Genomic DNA, 16,317 nt, shown 5'->3' with positions numbered 1-16,317 from the left:
TTTAAAAGAACTGGGAGCAGGTGAAATTCCAATGATAAAAGTTTATAATAAAATCGACCTTATACACCCAAATTGCGTTGACGCGTTAAAAAATGATAAAAATTCGTTGTTTATTTCAGCAAAAAACGGGGCGGGTTTTGATGAACTACTTGACAAAATCGATAAAGTTCTATATACTCAAAAAACGACAGGAACTGTATCGATAAACTATAACCAGCCAAAACTGGTTGATTTTGTGTTTTCTAATACCAAAATACTTGAAAAATCGTACCACGGCGCGGAAATGAAATTGAAAATTCAAACCGATGAATTGACCTGGAATAAAATTCAAAAACAATTAAAAAATAAATGAACATCGCAAATCTGATTACCCTAATAAGAATACTATTAGTCCCTGTCTTTATTTATTACCTTAAGTTAGGTAATAACAACAGCATACCCTTGATTATTTTTTCTATATGCGTATTAACTGACCTGCTTGACGGTTTTTTGGCAAGAACATTAAAAATGCAGACCCAAATTGGAAGTACTCTTGACCCGATTGCCGACAAAGTATTGATTATATCCTCATATTATATCTTTTGCGCGCTTGGCAAAATACCCATGTGGCTATTCCTGCTGGTCATAGGCAAAGACATCATTATTGTCTCAGGATTGATATTTATCTTCACTATAACGCATAAATATAGAATTTCAGTTCAATTTATAGGTAAACTTAATACCACAATGCAAGTGTTGACTATTTTTCTTGTATTACTGGGCTTGCCAAATCTTCAGATATTATTCTTTGCAACCGGGCTTACTACGCTTTTAACAACCCTTGATTACTATTTAAAAGGTTCAAAACTTCTGGCTAGCTAAAAAAATGCAAAAAATACTTCTAATCACCATAATGTCGTATTTAGTGGGCAGTATCCCTACCGCTTACCTGTTCGCGAAAATTCTCAAAGGTATCGACATTAGAAAACATGGTTCCGGCAACCCGGGCGCAACAAATGTTTTCAGGACAGTCGGAAAAACAGCCGGAGTTATTGTTTTCATTATCGATATGCTGAAAGGCTTTCTCGCCGTTTACCTGGTTTCAAGATTTTTTAACGCTGACATAAATTATTCTTTACTTTCCGGGATTGCCGCAATAGGCGGGCATAACTGGACCGTCTGGCTGTCATTTAAAGGCGGCAAAGGAGTAGCAACCGGCGCCGGAGTAGTGTTTGCTTTATTGCCAATTTCAGCAACTGCAGGGGTTGCAGTTTTTTTTGTATCGCTATTTTTAACAAAATACGTTTCGCTATCGTCAATATTCTCCACTGCAGTGGTAGCAATTGTAAGCTGGTTTTATCCGGGAAATAACCCGTTATTGATAAAAATTGTTATAACTCTGCTTTGCGCCGTGATTATTCTAAGACATAAAAACAACCTGGTAAGATTAGCCAAAGGGGAAGAACCTAAAATAAAATTATGATAAAAAATCCGGATATAGCGGTACTGGGGGGCGGCGCCTGGGGCACAACATTAGGGACATTACTTTCAAAAAACGGTTATCCTGTCAGCCTATGGGAATTTGATTCAAAGAAAAGCCGGGAACTCGATAAAAAAAGAATTCTCCATTTAGAATCATTCGAATTTAAAATTCCGAAAAATATTGTCATAAGCAATGACATCGAAAAAATATTATCCGGGAAAAATATTATACTCCTTGCTGTTCCGTCTCACTTTTTTCAAAACACTATAAAACTGATTAAAAACCTTAACATCGAAAAAAGTAATTGTATTTTCTTGAGTGTCGTAAAAGGAATTAAAACCGATTCACTGAAAACGATGACAGAAATACTTAAAGAAGAACTTTCAGTTCCCGACAAAAATATTTGTGTATTATCAGGCCCCAGTTTTGCTGTCGAGGTAGCCAGAGGGCTTCCCACGGCAGTTGTCGCAGCTTCAAAATACATAGAGACTGCACAAACAATCCAGAAACTTTTTATGAACAGGCAATTCAGGGTTTATACCCATCATGATGTTACGGGAGTTGAAATAGGCGGTTCGCTGAAAAATGTCATAGCCATTGCCTGCGGAATAAGCGACAGCCTGGGCCTTGGAGACAATACCAAATCGGCAATCGTTACCAGAGGACTGCGGGAGATGATTAAACTTGGCCGCAAGCTTGGCGGTGAAACCAACACCTTTATGGGGCTGTCAGGCCTGGGAGATTTAATAACAACCTGCTTTTCAAAACACTCGCGCAACAGAGGTTTTGGCGAAAAGATCGGGAGTAGGGTTTCCTTGAAAAAAGCGTTAAACGAAAAAATGATTACTACTGAAGGTTACAGAACTGCAAAATCAGCCTACCTGCTGGGGAAAAAATTAAAGTTTGAACTGCCGATAATCAATGAAGTTTATCGGGTACTTTACAGGCATAAAAACCCCAAAAAAGCAGTTTATGACCTTATGACCAGAAGGGCAAAGGCGGAGATAGAATGAACAAAAAAGGCCTTATCGAAGCTTTAACAAGTGTTTTAAGCACAAAGACTGAGGCAAAAAACGCTACAGAAAAGATTTTTTCCACTATGCAAAACGCTTTAAAATCAGGCGAAAAAGTCATCGTATCCGGATTCGGAAGCTTTAATATAAAACTTGTCCGCGCAAAAAAAATGCTTAATCCAAAGACTAGAAAAGTAATGCTTATAAATCCAAAGAAAAAAGTAAAATTCAAACCGGCAAAAAACCTTCTGATTTGACCAATTAGGTTTTTTTTGCTTTAATTTAACCGTGGATATTATTCTTCCAGACAAAGAATATTTTTCGATAGGCGATGTTTCAAAAATTACGAATTTGCCCCAGTATGTCCTAAGATACTGGGAGAGCGAGTTTGCCATTTTAAAACCCCAGAGAAGGGATTCCGGCCACAGAAAATTTACAAAAAAAGATATAACTCTCATAAATGAAATAAAAGAACTGCTTTATACGAAAAAGTTTACAATTGCAGGAGCCAAGAAGCACCTGGCTTCCCAAAAGAAAGACAAAACACAGCAGTTACAGTTTGAATTGGGTGAATCCTCAATAGCTATCGGCTTATTGAAAGAAACGAAAAAAACCCTGCAGGAAGTTTTGAAAATTCTGAAATAAATATCGGGGCGTGGCCCAGGGGTAGGGCACTCCTTTGGGGTGGGAGGAGCCGTGGGTTCAAGTCCCACCGCCCCGATAAAAACAACAAATTCCTTATATATATTTTCGGGGCGTGGCCCAGTGGCTTAGGGTGCATGGTTCGGGACCATGAGATCGGTGGTTCAAATCCACTCGCCCCGACTTTTCTTAATTAATGAATAAATTAATTTTAATTACTCTATCTCCGATTTTTCTCCTGTCGTCCTTCTCTTTTGCCCAAAAAGAAAACTTCCAATATCTTGCAAATGCCCAAAACCTCGCCGGTTATACCGGTAATATTATTACTGCATCGCCCTATATAACCGACACAAATAAATTCAGTTTTGGCCTTCATAAATTCAATATCGGAGTAGCCTATGGAATAAACACCTCTCTCGAAGGCGGAATATATTTAAACCTTAATGATATTTCTCCTTACACGAGCGGGTCTTACGAACAAATCAGGTCTACCTCGGTAGCTTTGCATGCAAAATACAATTTAGTTAAACAATACACACAAGATCAGCCTCTTGATTTGTCTGTAGGTTTATACAGGAAAACATTATATTTTGTCCTGGGTAAGCAATTTGCCGATTTTTTTAATCTTAATATACAGTCGGGCGTAGATGTGTATTTTTCTGAAGAAAAAAAACTGGGATACTTTGTATCTTTTTCTAAAGCAACAAAATATTCCAACTTTATTTTTGATTATAAATCTTATACCGGCCAGTCAAACCTGGGCTGGAGAGTTTTATTGTCTCCTGATGTAAAACTTGATTTATTTTTGATAAACCTTCAACAGCTTAATAACGCTTTTGAAAACTTCATGTTTGGGCTAACTCTTACGAGTTAGACGCTGACGAGTTAGTGTTGCTGAAATTTTTGCAATAATGTATAATATACCAGAGGGTGAATCTTATGAAACTAGGAAGCTCTGCCGGCCAGTATTTTAAAGAAGTAGGCGATCTGGCAGCAAGAAATCAGGTATTTAACCCAAAAGAGCTTTGGGAAAAAGCAAGAAAAGGCAATAAAAAAGCTGAAATAGCTTTAATTGAAAACAATTTAAGGCTTGTCTTCCCTATAGCTAAAAAATATCAAAAATACGGAATTGAATTATCGGACCTGATTGAAGAGGGAAACCTCGGGCTGATTCATGCCATAAAAAAATTCAATCCAAGAAGAAATACTAAATTTTCGACTTATGCCGTTTATTGGATAAAACAATTTATACGCAAAGCCGTTGAAGAAAATTCAAAAGATATCAGGATACCCACTTACATCTGGGAAAACCTGAGAAAGTGGATTAAACAATGGGAGTCTCTGCACGCCCAGTTCGGTAGATACCCTACTGTCACTGAAATGACCCATAAACTGAACCTTTCCGCAAAACAGATACAAAATATAATTGAAACTATAGAAATGTTCCATAGCATAAAATCCCTGGAAACCCCAATCGACGAGAATGGTGAATTGTTTGTAAAAGACGTAATTACCGACAAATCATTAAAAACACCGGACTCTGTGATAACTTCCTCCAAACTGCACGACGATATGTTAAAAGCGTTGAATAAACTTAATGCAAGAGAAAGGTCTATTTTGAATATGCGTTACGGCCTTATGGACAGGCAGAGCTTTACTCTAGAAGAAATAGGGAAAAAACTTAAAATATCTAAAGAACGCGTAAGACAGCTCGAAAAAAGGGCCCTTTATCAATTAAAGTGGATTGCCCATAAAATGAATCTAGTTTAACGCGGGAGGAATTTACGGATCTAAAAAAAATTATAAGAGATGTTCCTGATTTTCCAAAAAAAGGCATTATTTTTAAAGACATAACACCGCTTTTAAAGGACAAGGACGCTTTAAAAGAATGTATCGACAAACTTACAGCGGCCTACAAAAACAAAAAAATTGACAAAATTGTAAGCATGGAATCGAGAGGTTTTATTCTCGGCTCGGCTCTCGCTTACACGCTGGGATGCGGATTTGTGCCTGTACGCAAAAAAAATAAGCTTCCCTGGCAGACGGTAAGCGTTACTTACGACCTTGAATATGGAACAGATACTCTTGAAATGCACAAAGATGCCTGTGCTCCTGGAGAAAATGTTTTAATAGTTGACGATGTATTAGCCACCGGCGGGACAGCGCAGGCAGTTACGAAAATGATTGAGGGCCTTGGCGCAAAAGTAACAGGGCTTTGTTTTTTGATTGAACTCTCATTTTTAAACCCAAGAAAAAAACTGGAAGGCAGGGAAATCTTCTCTTTGCTCACCTATTAAAATAAAAGCCCCTGTAGCTCAATTGGATAGAGCGGCTCCGTCCTAAGGAGAAGGTTGCCTGTTCAACTCAGGCCAGGGGCAAAGATAAAGGAATATCATGAACAAATTTGAAACAAAAAGTTTTAGTCAGGTTGAAATTCAGAAAATGGCTGCAGACTCTATTCTCTGGCTTAAAGAACGCTGGCAGTCCGCTGCAAGCGCGGCAGGAATAATTATTGTTTTTGGCGCATTAGGGATCTATTTTATTTCCAATTACAATACTACGAAGAAACTCAGCTGGGAAAAAATTTCCTATGCGCAAGGTTATGCCTCCCAGGGCATGACAGCACAAGCGATGCAAATTTTGGACGATGTTATAAGCAAATACTCTAATTCAGACGTGGGCCAGTACGCTAAATTTGCAAAAGCAGACATTTCTTTCAGGGCAAAAAACTATAACGTGGCCGCAGGCCTTTATCAGGAAATGATTAACAACAATAAATCCAAGGACATCATCCTTTTTGCATATTCAGGCCTCGGGTATTCTAAAGAAAATATGGGGGATTATCAGGGCGCCATAGCGTCCTATAAAGGATTTTTAGAAAAATATCCTAACCATTACCTTGCCGCAAGAATTTATGATTCCCTGGCACGCGTATACCTTATAAGCGGATCTTCCCAACTGGCAAAAGAAACCTATGAAAAACTTATGACACTTTTCCCAGGGACCTATTGGTCAGCGGAAGTACAGAAAAATTTTGGGGCGCAACCGCAAACAAAATAACGGAGGTTAATTGTGAAAAAGAACCTTTTCTTTTTTATTTTCCTGTTCCTGTCATTTTCTTTTCTGCCTGCGGCGCTTATAGCCGAAAACGATAATGACGAACTATATGCAGTTATAACAAAAATTGAAGGCGGTGTTTCATTTAAACCTGAAAACACTGCAAAATGGCTTAAGACAAAAATAGGATTAGGCCTGAAAAAAGGCGACTCGATAAAAACTGGAGATAATTCTAAAGTAACAATCTTACTGGAAGGCGGCACAATTTTCAGAATAACACAAAATTCTGTTTTGGAACTGGAAAAACTATTAATTAACCTTTCAAAAAATACCAGCGAAATACAGGTAGCAATGAATAAAAAAGGTTCTCTGCTTTCCTATGTGAGTAAAATGAAAGTCACTAAAATGGGCATTAAAACCCCTGTAGCAACGGTATCAGTCAGAGGTACCGGGCTTTCGGTAGACGTACTTGATGAGAATACTGCAAGCGTTGCTGTTTTCGAAGGAAAGGTAGTAGTCAAAGATTTTGTTGAGGAAGCGGGTTTACCAAAAGATGATAACGAACTTATGCTGGCTTTTTTACACGAAATATCCGTAAAACCCGACCAGGTAACTACAATTACAAAAAAAGGGATAAACAAACCCCAGAAGATTACGAGCGGGGAACTGCTTGCAAAAAAAGAAGAGTTTAAACAATTGAAAGCCCATTCAGAGGAAACACAAAAAAGCTGGGTAAAAGCAAATTATGCGCAAAGAAAAACAGAAAGAACAAAAGTTAGAAAAGAGGTTATTGATAAAAGTGAATAGACGATTTAAATTAAGGTTTTTTTCATCTGCAATATTTTGCATTCAATGCTGTGCAATAGCGTTAAATGCTTCTTCGCTTAATCTGGACACAGATTATAAATTGACCGGCGTTTCTTATCCAAACCTGGATTTTGATACAAGTACTTCAACTGATTCCCGCGCTTATTACACGCAACGCTTAAGAATTACACTCTCGGGAAAATTTTCACCCGATATTGAAATAGTCGCAAGGCTTCAGGCTATCGGGGTTGTGGGAAGCACCATACCCTATCAGCAGAACGCCAGCACAACAAATACTACCGTTTATTTCCAGCAATTTGATTGGCAAAAAAAATATCCTTATCCTAATATAAACTTTAACCCTTTTATTGAAAACGCATATATAAAAGCTGCAAATTTCAGCGGCTTGCCTCTTGAGCTGACCATAGGGCGCCAGCCTATTGAATACGGCAACGGCCTTATAATATCCGACAATAATGCGGGCATGAATGCGTTAAGGTTTGCTTTTGATTACCCGGCCAAACTCCATAGCGAATTCTTCACGGCAAAAATTGCTGAGAATTTCACCCAGGCCAAAGACTTCGACCTTCAGGGATTAATTTTTAAATACCCGCTCAAAAACAGCGATCTTGAATTAGGGTATTTTGAAGAAAAAGATATGTCCGGAACTCCTTACGTACAAGGCAGAAAATCAGAAGCGACATCTAACATAAGCAAAACATTCTATGACTTTATAGTTTCTAAAAAAGGCAATTGGGGTTTTTATTCATTTGAATATGCAATGCAAAAAGGCAATATAATGCTTTTGAATAACCAATCTGACAGCAACGGCAACCTGGTAGAGCTTGACGGAAAAGCGTTTGTTGCCCAGGGAAGGCTGATAAATGACAAAACGAGGCTCGGAAAAGTACAGGCCTATGCGCTTCTTTCAGGCTCAACCGGCGATTCGGACTCAAGTTCAACCGGATCGGGGAACAAAACAAATACAGCCTTAGAAAGTTTTGACAAAGATGAATCCTTCACTCCTGATTTTTCAAGAAAATATAACGGTCTAAGAAAATCAGGCTGGGGGGAATATTTTGCCGGAAGCTTGAATGATTCTCTTTGGGACGTGCCAAGAAGCCTTGTTAATGATTCAAGTTATGGAGCTCCCTATTACAGCGGCTTGGGAGCATTCTGCATAGGATTGGATTTCTCGCCGATGTATGGGTGGACCTTTGGCGTTGCACAATATGCCTACTCTGCTTCCGAAATATACAACCCGTCCGGTGTTTCATCTATGGGCCAGGGAGGCGGAACTGGAGGAGCGGGATTAGAATATTTATCCGGCGTTTTTCTTACAGGAGATATCAATTCAAGGAAATACAGTCTGGGAGGCGAACTCGATTTGTCCGCCACGTATGTTTATTCCAAATATTTAGAATTCAAATTCGGTTTTTCCAGATTTACCCCGCCGAATAATGTATTTGTCTGGCCAAAAACTCTAACAACAGAAATGTTCATTTTCGAAACTACCTGCAGGTTCTAATGACCCAGAAGATTCATTTAGCTTTCTTATGGCACCAGCACCAGCCTGTTTACAGGGAAACTCCTGTTTCCGGTCAACAGGCAACAGAACCCTACAGCGTTTCTTATTCCATGCCCTGGGTGAGGCTGCATGCAACGAAAGACTATTTTGACATGGTTGCTATTTTGGACGAATTCCCTTCGATAAAATTGAATTTTAACCTCGTGCCTTCGCTTATGATCCAGCTTGACGAATATGCCAGGGGAGTCGCCTACGATAAACTCTTATTACTAACTTTAAAACCGGCTAATGAACTTACCGACGAAGATAAAATTTATGTCCTTTATAACTTTTTCATGTCTAATTGGGAAACAATGGTACAGCCCTATCCCAGATATTATGAATTACTCAATAAGCGCGGAAAGTATGTTCCTTTGAGCGAAATCAACAGGATCCAGAAATACATGAAAGAACAGGACTACAGGGACCTGCAGGTCTGGTTTAACCTTTCCTGGATGGATCCTTATTGGAAATGGAACGACCCATTAATAAAAAAACTATTTGAAAAAGGCAAGAATTATACTGAAGAAGAAAAACTCGACCTCATGGCTAAACAAAAGGAAATCTGCGGCAAGGTTGTATCTAAATACAAGGAGATGCAGGAAAAAGGACAGATAGAAGTGTCCGTGACCCCTTTTTATCACCCGATACTTCCTTTATTATGCAATACTGATATCGCAAAATTCGGCATGCCGGGAGTGTTCCTGCCGAAAAAATTTTCCAGGCCCGAAGACGCGCAGGCTCAGATAAGAAAAGCAGTTGGATATTATGAGAAAATATTCGGCGTAAAACCGCGCGGGATGTGGCCCTCTGAAGGAAGCGTTTCCGAGGACATTATCGGGCCGATTGCAGATGCAGGCATTAACTGGATAGCTACCGATGAACAAATTCTTTATAATACCATAGCAATGCAACAAAGCGGAGTCGTATCAAAAAGCCCCAGGGAACTGTTCTATCAGCCCTACCTGGTTGAAAAAAACACGCCGGAAGGTGTAAAATCGCTCAATATCATTTTCAGGGACAGAGTCCTGTCTGATTCTATAGGATTCGTGTACAGCCATTGGGACCCGAATGATGCAGCCAACGATTTTATAACAAAAATTCACAGGCTGAAAGAAAGCCTGTGGAAAGACAAGAATTCAACTTTTTTTATTCCTGTAATCCTGGATGGGGAAAACTGCTGGGAATTTTACCGCAATGACGGCTGGGACTTTTTAAGGGCGCTCTATTCAAAGTTGTCAAGTGACCCTGAAATAGAAACCGTTACAATATCCGATTTTCTTAAAGAACATCCTTCTAAAATCACACTGAAGCATTTATTCCCGGGTTCCTGGATTAACGCTAATTTCGGCGTCTGGATAGGACATCAGGAAGATAATCTGGCCTGGGAATTTGTCCTAAAAACAAGAAATATGCTTGATGACTATATAAAAAACAATCCCGAAAAAAAGGATTCGACCGAAGTAAAATGCGCTTTTGAGGAATTATATATAGCCGAGGGCAGCGACTGGAACTGGTGGTACGGAGATGACCACTCATCAGGACAGGATGAAATGTTTGACTATCTCTTCCGGAAACATTTAATGAATGTTTATGATTTGCTCGGCCAGCCTGTACCCGATGAATTTTATATAACAATAAAAGGCAAATTTCTTAAAAAGGAAGTATTTTACGCCCCGAAAGATATTGTCAGCCCGAAAATTGACGGAAAGATAACCAACTATTTTGAATGGCTTTCAGCCGGATTTTATTACGTCGGCCATTCCGGCGGAACCATGCACCAGGTTGAATCCATAATATCAAAATTTTATTACGGCTTTGACATGGAAAATTTCTTTTTAAGAATAGACCTCAGGGCTGCGCAAACTGAGACTGAATTCGATAAAATAGTATTCCAGGTTTTATTCCTCAGCCCGCTAAACAAAAAGCTCTCAATTAAAATAAACAAAACTGACAATAGCGTTGATTATTCATTTGAAGATGAAAACGGAGCGCAAAAACTTGATACAATAGCTTTTCAAAAGATAATTGAACTTTCAATGCCTTTCAGCCTGCTTAATACTGACCATAAAAACCAGATAGAATTTGTTGTTTTGGCGAGTAAAATCCTGCCTGATCAGGATTCAGTTAAATTCTCCGAGATTGAGCGGTGGCCCTACCAGGAAACAGTTAAATTCATAAGGCCTGCGGAAGATTTCTCAATGCACCATTGGTCCTAATGTATGCCTAAAATTGCCGGTATCATAACTAACCTTAAGGAAGCTCAAACTGCAAAATTTCAAGGCGCTGATATAGTTGAAATAAGGCTGGACCTTTTTAGCAAGAATCAACTTAAAACTGCCCCCCAACTGTTTCAAAAAATAAAAAAACAACTTAAACTTCCTATTATTCTGACAATTCGTAAAAAAAGCGAGGGGGGAAGCTTTTCCGGTAATGAAAAAGAGCGTTCAAGTCTTTTTAATCGCTTCATCCCGCTTTCAGATTTTGTTGATTTAGAACTTTCATCTGCCAATAATCTTGGGAATATAATCAATTTAACTAAAAAATTTGATAAAAAGCTCATATTATCTTACCATAACTTTAAAAAAACATTAAAATACAGCCAACTTTTAAGCTTTCTAAAGGCTTCTCAAGCCCATAAACCGTTCCTTACAAAGATAGCTATGTTTGTAGCCAATGATAATGACTTCCTTCAATTGCTTAATTTCTGTAAAATACACTCAAAATTATCAAATATTGCCATCATTCCTATGGGACATTTAAGCCAGTTAGGCAGGGTCATATGCCCTATTCTTGGCTCATATTTAACTTACGGTTATATCAATACTCCTGTAGTTGCCAACCAATTAAGCTTGAAACAACTCAAGATTATTTTAGGCTAAAAGCGTCCAATTCCTGACTTAAAACACTACAAATGATTTAGCTTCCACATATATGCACTGGTTCCGATAAGATATATTATGTTAATCAAACCATACACAAAGACGCCTCAAGCTTAGTTAATGTATCCCCTTATATTAAATACCAGACGCATGGGTTTTATATGTATTTATGGATGGGTTCTAATACTTTACTTTAACTATTCTATACTGGCAGTCTAAGCAAATCAATTATTTCAAATATTTCAAAGATTTGGCAAATTTTGCCGGGCAACCATCCCAATTATTTTAAAAGAAAAAATTGGGATAAAATCAATCTGGCAAAAATAGAAATTTTAAAGGAAAGAGTTTTGCCAACTTTTGGCAAAATAAGGGATCTGGAAAAACCATTATAAGGCAGGTATCTGTTAAGGTTGGCAAAACTGGCCTTTCATAAAACCGGGTTAAGGCTTAATAGGACTGTCGAAAGGCTTTACTAACACAAAAAGTTGGCAAACTATCAATAATATAGCTTACCAGGCAGCTTAAAAACACCAAGAATTAGCCAAATATGAGCGCTCCTATGTCCGTCAACAAAACGACCGTGTCGAATGTTAAAATCCTATCTAGCGTATTTTTTTAAACCCGGAAGGATCTACCTCAAAAATAATAACTCCTGCCGCAGTTAATTCCTGAATTTTATCATTAAATTTACCGGCGTCAATAGCTACAACGTTTGTTCCTGAACCAAAAACATCCATAATTGTGCCAAATTCCTTAGAATCAACATCTGAGCCGTTAGTAACGACCAATATCGGCTTATCGGAGATATCTTTGTTACCTGAAAGTCTTACTGAACAGTATACCGCCAATAGTAAATCTTTCAACGTAACATTTAAGATACTGTAGAACTTTGTTTCAACAACTATAGGTTCCGGTACCTTTTCTTCCTGCGATTTACCAAATAATTTTTCAAAATCTGTTCCCTGAATTGTCGCTTCAGGCATAAATTCCGGCACAGATGCTCCGGGAATTTCAGGAGCAGGTTCCGGAATTTGCTCTTCCTGTACTGGTTCCTGCGCAATGGGTTCCGGTACCTCTACTTCTGGTAGAGGATTCACCTGAATGGTCAATTCTGGTGAAAACGTTTCAGGAATTACGGGCTTCACAGATTGCTTTGTAATAGCCATTATTTCTTCAGGAGAAAGCACTAAAGTTTTTTCTCCCATAGAGGCTTCTGCCGGCAATTCACTAGGCGACAAAACAACAGTTTTTTCTGAATCCGGCGTGAAAAATGAATCAAAAGGCCTTTTGGATGCTGCTGTCTTTTTTTGGACATCACCGAATATCTTTTTAATTACCTGAAGAACACTTTCTTCTTCAAATGGTTTGAGTAAAAAGTCCTGTACATAATCTTTTATAGGTGAATCCTGGATGGCTTTTTTATCTATAAGCATTACAACCGGCAGGCTTTGTGTTTCGTAATTATTTCTCAACTTATGCACAATTTCAAAACCTTTCATTGAAAGATCCAGCATAAGAAGGTCAGGTTTGAAAGATGAAACCAGGTTTACAGCCTGCCTGTCATCTTCGGCTTCCATAACGTCAAAATCATATTTTTCAATAATTAACTTTAAGAGGTTTCGTAATTCCCATTCATTTTCTGCTATCAGGATTTTTTTTGCCATTCTCTGCCTCCAGGCTATTGCTGCTTTTGTTCGTATTTTCGTTTATCTACAATGAATTTTATTTTTCAATGCGGTTTATAATACCATTTATTATAATTTCATTCCTGCGATATTTTCAAGCCGTTTGATTCTTTCTTCCACAGGCGGATGTGTTGAAAACAAAGAAAGTATTTTCTCGCTCTTTAAAGGGTTTACAATAAACAAATGGGCCGTAGCTGGATTTGAAGCTAACGGCATTCTTTTCGAACCAGCAGAAAGTTTCCTAAGCGCGCTTGCAAGAGCAAGCGGATCCCCGCTGATCATAGCCGCGGATTCATCTGCGTCATATTCGCGGGCCCTGGAAATAGCAAGTTGAATTACCATCGCAGCAATCGGGCCTACAATCATCACAGCAAGCATTGCTATTCCGCCGCCTCTGTCTTCCCGGCTGTCCCGGCCGCCAAAAATCATTGCAAACTGAGCCATGCGCGCCAGCATGAATATTGCGCCTGCAACAGTTGCTGCAACCATCGAAATAAGCGTATCACGGTTTTTTATATGAGATAATTCATGTGCAATAACACCTGAGAGTTCTTTGTCGTTCAATAAATCAAGAATACCGCGGGTAACCGCAATAGCTGCATGAGAAGGATTCCTACCTGTAGCAAAAGCGTTAGGGGCTATTGATTGGATCATATATATTTTTGGCATAGGAAGGTTCGCTGACTGGGCTGCATTGGCAACTATAGAGTACAGGTTATTCGCCTGGTTTTGGGGAATTTCTTTTGCACCATACATCATCAAAACAATCTTATCGCTGAACCAGTAGGAAAAAAAGTTCATAACACAGGCAAGAAAAAACGCCAGCAGCATTCCTGACTGGCCGCCGATTATGCGCCCAACCCAGACAAAAAGGAGAAGCAGTACAAACATTAAAATAAAAGTTTTAACTGAATTCATGGAATTGTTTTTTCTAAAACGTCCTGTAAAACCCTTTCAATTTTTTTGACGTCAACTAGAGTATTTACACAAGGCCCGCAAGGCCGCGAATTTGTTACGCCGATAACCTTATAAGGATAAACTGCAGAAATTCCTTCAGTCAATTCTCTTTCGCAGGCTACTGCCAGAATCAAATCAGGCCGTAGTTCTTTAACTAATCTTTTTGCGAGCCTTCCGCCTGCGGCTACTTTTGCAATTATACCAAATTTTTCACTTATTTTCACCAAATCGGCAATATTGCATTTACCGCATCCTGCACAGTTAAACACGTCTTTAGTAAGCCTGTGGCTGCATTCTTCAAGCTGCAGGCAATGCGCCAGTAATAAAAGAAGGGACTTGGGTTTTTTTACTATTTTTGATTTTATCAGTCTATTATTAAAGTCAATTTTCCATTGCTCAAATTTATTTGAAAACCTTTCCGGGAGTATTTTTCCTAAAATAGTTATTGCCGGAAAACCTAAATGTATTAGTAATCGCCTTTTCATTGCTTTATAAACTTTTTCCCAATCTCTAAACGGGCTCCCTGCCAGAAGGCCCACGCATTTATGAATTTCCCATTTTGCCTTTGAACAAATTCTACTAAAAGAAACCCTTCTTTACATTTTACAACAAAACCTTTTCCTCTAATAAGAGCAGCTATTTCTCCCGGTACCCGGTTTTTAATCCACAAATCAGATTCTTCCTTACTTGGCTCTATGGGTTTGGCTTTTAATATTTTAAGTAACCCGTGTTCTTCAATCCCAGTTTCCGTATAGGCCCCGGGCCAGGGATTTACCCCTCTTATAAGGCTGCAGATTTCTATTGAGGATTTTGCTGACCAATTTATAATACCGTCGCTTTTTTTTAAAGGCGGTGCAAATGAGGGCTCGCCAGCCTGTTCTCTGGCTGTGAAGTCCTTATTACTTATCAACTTTATTGACTCGCCTAACAATTTCATGCCTTCTTCTACCAGTTTATTTTCCAGCGACGCAAAATCATCTTCCAGTTCAATCGGAATCTCTTTTTGAAACAGTATTTTCCCGGTATCCAGGCCTTCATCTATAAAAAATATTGTGACACCTGTACTTTTTTCGCCGTTTATTAAAGCCCATTGCATGGGCGCTGCGCCGCGGTATTTTGGAAGAAGAGAGAAATGGACATTAATAGTCCCGTTTTTTGGAAAAAAAAATACCTCTTTTTTTAAAATTTTGCCATAGGCGACAGCCACGCCTAAATCAGCTTTTATGCCGGAAGAAAGCAAATTATCAATTTCGGTTAATCTTAAATTGTTTTGTTGGGCGAACATTTTTACCGGCGATGAATGAATTTCCAAACCGCGGCCTGAAGGTTTATCCTGGCGGGTGATAACTGCAGTAATCGTATCCTTTTTTGATAAATGTTCAAGAAACTTAACAGAACTTTCATTGGATCCGTAGAATACAATATTCATGCTTTAATTTTCATTTGTACTTTACCGCGAATGGTCTTAATTAGAGAAAGTATGGACAGGCAAACAAAAACTAATACAGCAATCCAAAACCAGCCCGGCAGGTTTTTTCCAAAAAAAGCGATATAAAGAAATGGAGCTGTAAGGGTAAAACCAAGCACAAGAAACCATTTCGGCAATTTGTCCGTTTTCCCGACTCTTAAACCGGCGACAACTTTATATACAGCAAACCAGAAAGGCGGAACACATATTGCATAAACCACAGCAAATAGCCGTGGATTTACGTTATAAGTCAGCCTAATTTTTTCCAGCCAGTTAATAATAAAATCTATCAATGCTTCAGTTTCCCCAGGTCTTCTTCTTCAAGCGATTCAAGATATGTTTTATAAGACTTTTCTTTTTGCTCTTTTAAAAACTCTTCCCTGTCAACCGCGTTTGATTCCATAACTTTTTCATCAATGTAAATAGCTGCTTCACAGCGCAATGCAATGGCAATAGCGTCAGAGGGCCTGGCATCTATAACAATTTCATTATCTTTCTGGGTCAGGTGGACCTGGGCGTAATATGTGTTCTGTTCGATTTTATTCAGATAAATAAAATCGACCTTAGCGCCCAGTTGTTCTATAGTATTTTTAAACAAATCATGCGTAAGGGGCCGCGGGAAGTAAGCGTTTTGCAGCCGGAACAATATTTGGCTGCGCTTCAAAAATACCCACCCAGACAGGCAATACACGCTTGCCCTCCTGCTCCGTAAGTAAAACTATTCCCATCTGGGATATTTCGTCAAAGGTCACTGCTTCGACTTTACAGGTAATCATA

General features: G+C 38.8%; 21 protein-coding genes and 3 tRNA genes. 17 read left to right on the top strand and 7 right to left on the bottom strand.

Annotated features, from left to right (window positions below; all coding sequences use genetic code 11):
* From KKH91_03625 to aroD, 17 genes are all read left to right on the top strand, one after another.
* Positions 1-352: hypothetical protein (locus KKH91_03625; protein MBU0951902.1), on the top strand; the 352-nt coding region annotated here is incomplete at its 5' end.
* Positions 349-861, top strand: coding sequence for a CDP-alcohol phosphatidyltransferase family protein (locus KKH91_03620; GenBank protein ID MBU0951901.1), 513 nt, complete (start codon positions 349-351; stop codon positions 859-861). The genes KKH91_03625 and KKH91_03620, both read left to right, overlap by 4 nt.
* Before the next feature lie 4 nt (positions 862-865).
* The gene (gene plsY, locus KKH91_03615; GenBank protein ID MBU0951900.1) at positions 866-1,462 is read left to right on the top strand and encodes a glycerol-3-phosphate 1-O-acyltransferase PlsY; all 597 of its coding nucleotides are present in this window, start codon (positions 866-868) and stop codon (positions 1,460-1,462) included.
* Positions 1,459-2,475, top strand: coding sequence for an NAD(P)-dependent glycerol-3-phosphate dehydrogenase (locus KKH91_03610; GenBank protein MBU0951899.1), 1,017 nt, complete (start codon positions 1,459-1,461; stop codon positions 2,473-2,475). The genes plsY and KKH91_03610 overlap by 4 nt, the downstream gene beginning before the upstream one ends.
* The gene (locus tag KKH91_03605) at positions 2,472-2,732 is read left to right on the top strand and encodes an HU family DNA-binding protein (GenBank protein ID MBU0951898.1); all 261 of its coding nucleotides are present in this window, start codon (positions 2,472-2,474) and stop codon (positions 2,730-2,732) included. The genes KKH91_03610 and KKH91_03605 overlap by 4 nt, the downstream gene beginning before the upstream one ends.
* Positions 2,733-2,763: 31 nt before the next feature.
* Positions 2,764-3,120 (top strand): MerR family transcriptional regulator, encoded by a 357-nt coding sequence (locus tag KKH91_03600; GenBank protein MBU0951897.1) that lies wholly within the window; start codon positions 2,764-2,766, stop codon positions 3,118-3,120.
* A gap of 4 nt (positions 3,121-3,124) precedes the next feature.
* Positions 3,125-3,196: transfer RNA gene (locus KKH91_03595), tRNA-Pro, on the top strand.
* Positions 3,197-3,226: 30 nt separating this feature from the next.
* Positions 3,227-3,300 (top strand) — tRNA-Pro (locus KKH91_03590).
* 13 nt (positions 3,301-3,313) lie between these two features.
* Positions 3,314-3,991, top strand: coding sequence for a hypothetical protein (locus KKH91_03585; protein MBU0951896.1), 678 nt, complete (start codon positions 3,314-3,316; stop codon positions 3,989-3,991).
* Positions 3,992-4,056: 65 nt separating this feature from the next.
* The gene (locus KKH91_03580; protein MBU0951895.1) at positions 4,057-4,887 is read left to right on the top strand and encodes an RNA polymerase sigma factor RpoD/SigA; all 831 of its coding nucleotides are present in this window, start codon (positions 4,057-4,059) and stop codon (positions 4,885-4,887) included.
* A 29-nt stretch (positions 4,888-4,916) separates the two neighbouring features.
* Positions 4,917-5,414: an adenine phosphoribosyltransferase gene (locus KKH91_03575; protein MBU0951894.1), complete on the top strand. Its 498-nt coding sequence runs from the start codon at positions 4,917-4,919 to the stop codon at positions 5,412-5,414.
* A 7-nt stretch (positions 5,415-5,421) separates the two neighbouring features.
* Positions 5,422-5,495: transfer RNA gene (locus KKH91_03570), tRNA-Arg, on the top strand.
* Between the two features lie 16 nt (positions 5,496-5,511).
* Positions 5,512-6,177 carry a tetratricopeptide repeat protein gene (locus KKH91_03565; GenBank protein ID MBU0951893.1) on the top strand — a complete coding sequence of 222 codons (666 nt, stop codon included), beginning with the start codon at positions 5,512-5,514 and terminating at the stop codon, positions 6,175-6,177.
* A 12-nt stretch (positions 6,178-6,189) separates the two neighbouring features.
* On the top strand, positions 6,190-6,981 hold the full coding sequence (locus KKH91_03560) for a FecR family protein (protein MBU0951892.1): 792 nt from the start codon (positions 6,190-6,192) through the stop codon (positions 6,979-6,981).
* Positions 6,920-8,509, top strand: a complete 1,590-nt coding sequence (locus KKH91_03555; protein ID MBU0951891.1) for a hypothetical protein — start codon at positions 6,920-6,922, stop codon at positions 8,507-8,509. The genes KKH91_03560 and KKH91_03555 overlap by 62 nt, the downstream gene beginning before the upstream one ends.
* Positions 8,509-10,767, top strand: a complete 2,259-nt coding sequence (locus KKH91_03550; GenBank protein MBU0951890.1) for a glycoside hydrolase — start codon at positions 8,509-8,511, stop codon at positions 10,765-10,767. The genes KKH91_03555 and KKH91_03550 overlap by 1 nt, the downstream gene beginning before the upstream one ends.
* 3 nt (positions 10,768-10,770) lie before the next feature.
* Positions 10,771-11,430 (top strand): type I 3-dehydroquinate dehydratase, encoded by a 660-nt coding sequence (aroD, locus tag KKH91_03545; GenBank protein MBU0951889.1) that lies wholly within the window; start codon positions 10,771-10,773, stop codon positions 11,428-11,430.
* A gap of 602 nt (positions 11,431-12,032) precedes the next feature.
* Here aroD and KKH91_03540 read toward each other — a convergent pair.
* From KKH91_03540 to KKH91_03510, 7 genes are all read right to left on the bottom strand, one after another.
* Entirely contained in the window at positions 12,033-13,094 is a 1,062-nt protein-coding gene (locus tag KKH91_03540) for a response regulator (protein ID MBU0951888.1), read from the bottom strand.
* Between the two features lie 90 nt (positions 13,095-13,184).
* A complete protein-coding gene (gene htpX / locus KKH91_03535) occupies positions 13,185-14,033 on the bottom strand; it encodes a zinc metalloprotease HtpX (GenBank protein MBU0951887.1) in 849 nt (282 codons plus the stop codon).
* Positions 14,030-14,557, bottom strand: a complete 528-nt coding sequence (locus KKH91_03530; GenBank protein ID MBU0951886.1) for a DUF116 domain-containing protein — start codon at positions 14,555-14,557, stop codon at positions 14,030-14,032. The genes htpX and KKH91_03530 overlap by 4 nt, the downstream gene beginning before the upstream one ends.
* Complete coding sequence (gene fmt / locus KKH91_03525) at positions 14,554-15,501, bottom strand: methionyl-tRNA formyltransferase (protein ID MBU0951885.1); 948 nt, start codon at positions 15,499-15,501, stop codon at positions 14,554-14,556. The genes KKH91_03530 and fmt overlap by 4 nt, the downstream gene beginning before the upstream one ends.
* Positions 15,498-15,833: a hypothetical protein gene (locus KKH91_03520; protein MBU0951884.1), complete on the bottom strand. Its 336-nt coding sequence runs from the start codon at positions 15,831-15,833 to the stop codon at positions 15,498-15,500. Before KKH91_03520 ends, fmt begins: the two co-directional genes overlap by 4 nt.
* Positions 15,830-16,186 carry a bifunctional nuclease family protein gene (locus KKH91_03515; GenBank protein MBU0951883.1) on the bottom strand — a complete coding sequence of 119 codons (357 nt, stop codon included), beginning with the start codon at positions 16,184-16,186 and terminating at the stop codon, positions 15,830-15,832. The genes KKH91_03520 and KKH91_03515 overlap by 4 nt, the downstream gene beginning before the upstream one ends.
* Positions 16,140-16,316, bottom strand: coding sequence for a bifunctional nuclease family protein (locus KKH91_03510; GenBank protein ID MBU0951882.1), 177 nt, complete (start codon positions 16,314-16,316; stop codon positions 16,140-16,142). Before KKH91_03510 ends, KKH91_03515 begins: the two co-directional genes overlap by 47 nt.
* Position 16,317 lies beyond the last annotated feature (1 nt).

It is taken from the genome of Elusimicrobiota bacterium, assembly GCA_018816525.1.
In the GTDB taxonomy this organism is placed as follows: Bacteria; Elusimicrobiota; Endomicrobiia; order CG1-02-37-114; family XYA2-FULL-39-19; genus OXYB2-FULL-48-7.
This window is presented reverse-complemented; position numbering and strand designations above follow the sequence as displayed.